This is a genomic window from Sphaerotilus sp. (genome assembly GCF_041083715.1).
GTDB lineage: Bacteria > Pseudomonadota > Gammaproteobacteria > Burkholderiales > Burkholderiaceae_C > Sphaerotilus.
This window is the reverse complement of the sequence record NZ_JBFPGY010000066.1, coordinates 1-3785: the sequence shown is the minus strand read 5'-3', so window position 1 is coordinate 3785 and position 3785 is coordinate 1. Positions and strand designations below refer to the sequence as shown.

Below are 3785 nucleotides of genomic sequence, written 5' to 3'. Positions count from 1 at the left end.
CGGTGCTGGAGGTGGGCAGCGGCACCGGGCAGCACGCGGTGTATTTTGCTGCAACGCTCCGACACCTGCGCTGGCAGACCTCCGACGTGCGCGCCAATCTGCCCGGCATCTGTCTGTGGCTGGCCGATGCGGCGCTGCCGAACACGCCCGCGCCGATCTGCCTGGATGTTGCCCATGACTGGCCCGCGTCGCAATACGATGCCGTCTACACCGCCAACACACTGCACATCATGGGCTGGTCGGACGTGCAGGCCTTCTTCGCGCGCGTGGCCTCGGTGTTGACACCGGGCGGGCTGGTGATCGCCTACGGCCCGTTCAAGTACCTGGGCCTGCACACCAGCGCCAGCAACGCCGCGTTCGATGCCACGCTGCGCGCGTCGGATTCGCAGCGTGGTGTGCGCGAATTCGAACTGGTCGATGCGCTGGCGCGGGCCGCCGGACTGAACCTGGTCGAGGATCGGGCGATGCCGGCGAACAACCGGTGCGTCACCTGGCAGCGGATGGGCGGTTAGGGCGCGGTCATGTTCCGGATCAGCGCCAGCACCTGCTCGGCGCTCTCGGTCGGTTTCTCCAGCGCGAACAGGTGTGTGCCTTCGATCCATTCGACATGCGCGCGCACCAGCGCCCGCGTTGCCGCCAGCCCGACTTGATGCACCTCGCGCGATTGCGTGCCGCCGATGAACGCGACCGGACAGCGCGGCGGATGGCGGCGCAGCACATCGCCCAGGTTGTGCACCAGCGTGTTGTAGATGCGCGCCTCGACCTGGCGGTCGAAGGCGAGCTGCACGCCACCCTGCGGTGCGGGTTCTAGCCCTGCGTGCAGGTAGTCTTCCAGGCAGTGCGTGTCCCAGCGGGCGAAGAGATGCTTGGCCGCGAAATGCGCGCGGGCCTCGTCCACCGAGCCCCAGTGGTAGCGCCGGCGCGCCGCGACCTTGCCCGGCGAGATCCGCTGGATCAGCCGCGTGGCCTTGGCGACCTGCACGCTGTGCGCCTTCCAGCCGGTCAGCACAGGCGAGTCCAGCAGCACCACCGCCTGTGCCAGATCCGGCCGCTTCAGCGCTGCCTTCAGGCTCAGGAATCCGCCCAGCGAATGCCCGACGAACACCACCGGCGTGCCGAGCGCCAGTCCATCGACGAAGTCGATCAGCTGGTCGCGCAGGCGCGGCCAGTTGCTGGTGACCGGGTAACGCGGGTCATGGCCGTATTTCTCCACGGCCTCGACCCGCCAGCCCGCAGCGCGCCAGTGTGCGAACAGCCGGGCATACGTTCCCGCAGGGAAGCTGTTGCCGTGGCTGAAGACGATGACGCCGGGTTGCATGGGCATGGGCGGGTGTCCGGCAGGGTCAGACGATGCGCTCGCCCGGGTGGGTGATCTTGCGCATGGCTTCGTAGCGCGCGGAGTCCTGCATCAGCGGGAACTCGGCGGCGTCTCCGTTCCAGGCCGGGTCGTCGATGCCTTCGAACACCTCGCGCAGGCGCTGGCCCCAGGTGTCGTGGATCATCTTGAAATACGGGTTCTTGTCGTCGATGCAGACGATGCGGTCGGCCTTGAGGTCGCCGTTGCGGTAGACCAGCAGGTCCAGCGGCAGGCCGACCGACAGGTTCGACTTCAGTGTCGAGTCCATCGACACCAGCGCGCACTTGGCCGCCTCGTCGAGCGGCGTGTCGGGGGTGAGCACGCGGTCGAGGATGGGCTTGCCGTACTTGGACTCGCCGACCTGGAAGAAGCAGGTCTCGCGCGTGGCTTCGATGAAGTTGCCGGCCGAGTAGACCAGGAACAGCCGCATCGCCTCGTCGCCGATCTGGCCGCCGAAGATCATCGAGCAGTTGAAGTCGATGCCGGCGTTCTGGAGCGCCTTGCCGTCGGTTTCGTAGACGCGCCGCACCGCCGAGCCGAGCACGCGGGTGGCGTCGAACATGCTCCTGGCGTTCCAGATGGTGATGGGTTCGCCGCCGTCGGCCGCGGGGATCTTCTCGGTCTGCAGGATCTCGCGCACGCACTGCGAGATGCTCAGGTTGCCGGCCGACAGCAGCACCATGGAACGGTCGCCGGCCTTCTCGTACACCATCATCTTGCGGAAGGTGCTGATCGCGTCGAGCCCCGCGTTGGTGCGTGAATCGGAGAGGAACACGAGACCGGCGTTCAACCGGATGCCGACACAGTACGTCATGGGGTGCGGGTGGCGAGAGCCTGGAGTTGATAGAGCGCGTCGAGCGCGGAACGAGGGGTGAGCGTATCAGGGTCGAGTGCGCGCAAGGCTTGCAGCACCTCGGCGGCGAGCGGGTCCGTCGGCACCGGCGCAACAGCCGGCGGCGGTGCCAGTGGAGCTGGTTCTGGCTCGGGCGCCGGGGCGAACAGGTCGATCTGTGCCTCGCCCGCGTGCTGCTGGGCTTCGAGCGTGTCGAGCGTCTGGCGCGCCTGGCGCAGCACCGCCGCCGGCATCCCCGCCAGTCGCGCCACCTGCACGCCGTAGCTGCGGCTGGCCGGCCCGGGCTCGATCGCGTGCAGGAAGACGATGTCGTCGCCCGACTCGGCGGCCGAGACGTGCATGTTCACGGCGTGGCGGTGGCGGGTCGGGAACGCGGTCAGCTCGAAGTAGTGGGTGGCGAACAGCGTGAAGGCGCGGTTGCGGTCGTGGAGGTGCGTGGCGATCGAGCCGGCCAGCGCCAGGCCGTCGAAGGTCGAGGTGCCACGGCCGATCTCGTCCATCAGCACCAGCGAGTGTTCCGTCGCGCTGTGCAGGATGGCGGCGCCCTCGGTCATCTCCAGCATGAAGGTGGACTGCGCGTTCGCCAGGTCGTCCGCCGCGCCGATGCGGGTGTGGATCGCGTCGATCGGCCCGAGGCGGCAGCGCGTGGCCGGGACAAACGAGCCGACCGCCGCCAGCAGCACCGTCAGCGCCACCTGCCGCATGAACGTGCTCTTGCCGCCCATGTTCGGGCCGGTGAGGATGACCATGCGCCGCGCCGAGTCGAGCCGGCAGTCGTTGGCGATGAAGTTGCCGCCGCCGGTCTCGGCCAGCCGCGCTTCGACGACCGGGTGGCGGCCTTGTTCGATGTCGAGGCACGGGTGCGCGACGAACTCGGGCGCGCACCAGTTCAGCGTCTGCGCCCGCTCGGCCAGGGCGGCGAGCGCGTCGAGACTGGCCAGCGCCCGGCCGAGTTCGGACAGCGGGTTCAGGTGCGGGATCAGCGCGTCCAGCACCTGCTCGTACAGCCATTTCTCCCGCGACAGCGAACGCTCCTGCGCGGACAGCGCCTTGTCCTCGAACGCCTTCAGCTCGGGCGTGATGTAGCGTTCGGCGTTCTTGAGGGTCTGGCGGCGCTGGTAGTCGAGCGGCACCTTGTCCACCTGGCCGGTGGTGACCTCGATGTAGAAGCCATGGACCTTGTTGTACTGCACCCGCAGGTTGCCGATGCCGGTGCGTGCCCGCTCGCGGGTTTCGAGGTCGAGCAGGAAGGTGTCGCAGTTCGTCGCGATGGCGCGCAGCTCGTCCAGCGCCGGATCGAACCCGCTGGCGATCACGCCGCCGTCGCGCAGCAGCACGGCTGGCTCCTCGGCGATGGCGCGGGTCAGCAGGTCGGCGATGGCGGCGTCCGGGGTCAGCGCGGCGTGCAGCGCCTGCAGCAGCGGCGCGTCGTCCGGCACGCGCTGGCGCAGGCCGGGCAGCGTCGCCAGCGTCTCGCGCAGGCCGGCGAGTTCGCGCGGGCGAACCTGGCGCAGCGCCGTGCGGGCGGTGATGCGCTGCACGTCGCTGACGTGGCGCAAGGCATCGCGCAGTGGC

The 3785-nt window shown here is 69.1% G+C and carries 4 protein-coding genes; 1 reads left to right on the top strand and 3 read right to left on the bottom strand.

Annotated elements, in window-relative coordinates; translation table 11 throughout:
* On the top strand, positions 1-512 hold a 512-nt coding region (locus tag AB3X43_RS03095; RefSeq protein ID WP_369428421.1), incomplete at its 5' end, for a DUF938 domain-containing protein.
* Here AB3X43_RS03095 and AB3X43_RS03090 read toward each other — a convergent pair.
* From AB3X43_RS03090 to mutS, 3 genes are all read right to left on the bottom strand, one after another.
* Positions 509-1324, bottom strand: a complete 816-nt coding sequence (locus AB3X43_RS03090; RefSeq protein WP_473965052.1) for an alpha/beta fold hydrolase — start codon at positions 1322-1324, stop codon at positions 509-511. The two genes, AB3X43_RS03095 and AB3X43_RS03090, sit on opposite strands and share 4 nt — an antisense overlap.
* Before the next feature lie 19 nt (positions 1325-1343).
* Positions 1344-2171, bottom strand: coding sequence for a proteasome-type protease (locus AB3X43_RS03085; protein ID WP_369428420.1), 828 nt, complete (start codon positions 2169-2171; stop codon positions 1344-1346).
* Positions 2168-3785 (bottom strand): DNA mismatch repair protein MutS (gene mutS, locus AB3X43_RS03080; protein ID WP_369428419.1); only part of this gene is annotated, 1618 nt, incomplete at its 5' end. The genes mutS and AB3X43_RS03085, both read right to left, overlap by 4 nt.